The organism is Rhizobium mesosinicum (genome assembly GCF_019511345.1).
Lineage (GTDB): Bacteria > Pseudomonadota > Alphaproteobacteria > Rhizobiales > Rhizobiaceae > Rhizobium > Rhizobium mesosinicum.
Genome location: NZ_JAEUAK010000030.1, coordinates 1 through 826 on the forward strand (window position 1 = coordinate 1; position 826 = coordinate 826).

At 61.0% G+C, this 826-nt stretch carries 1 protein-coding gene; it reads right to left on the reverse strand.

What is annotated here, in order from left to right:
- Window positions 1-175: 175 nt before the first annotated feature.
- Window positions 176-826: transposase family protein (locus JNB85_RS30435; RefSeq protein WP_476748516.1), on the reverse strand; the 651-nt coding region annotated here is incomplete at its 5' end.

The following is an 826-nucleotide window of genomic DNA, read 5'->3' on the forward strand; positions in this document are numbered from 1 at the left end:
GATGTGGCGGGGAAGTTGCAATGTCGAATTGTGTGCAAAGTTGAAATGTCCCTTTTGCCGCCGCACGGCACGCCGACCAGCTCCGATCTGACCGGCTGATCCGGTTGCAAGATCAGATCGGGGCGGGTGAGGGGCACCTCTTCGGCTCTAGCTTTGAGACTATGTGATCGACGATTCACTCCGCAGCATCAAGCCGGGAAAATGCTGCCTCTCGCCGCGCAATCACCGCAGGATCGTTCATGAAATCCCTGGGGCGTCCCGGCTTGCGGCCTCGCGGTGTGTAGCCGATCTGCTCGCTGTTGGTCTTCACCTCGGGTGCCGGTCGCTCGTCCTGGCGCTCCTTGATATAGGCTAGGACGTCGCCGAGCCGCTTGTTCTCGGTAATCGCCGCATGCGTCACTCGCTGGTCCTTGTCGAACACGCGGTAAGGCAGGGAATGCCCCTTCCAGCGCACATCCAGTCGACCGTCCGCATAAGCATAGGTCTCGACATAGCGGCCAGCCAAACCGCGCGTCACCTCGGTCTCCTCCAGCATGATCCGCTGGCGCTCGAACGAAAACGTCAGCTGCGATCCGACATAGCGCTGCTCGCGCTTGCACAGGATCTCGCCCAACCGATCCGGCGCCAGGTTCATCGGCCGGTGCAGGTCCTCGGACCGGGCAGGGACAATCGCAAAGCGCCCATTGTGGTCCTCCATGAAGCCCGACAAAAACCCATTGCCTGCCTCCATATTGTCGATGCCAGCCAGCCGTAATTCCTTGACCAGCCGATCCTGCAGCGTCCGATCCATCCGCTCGACACGACCCTTGGCCTGGCTCGAATTTGC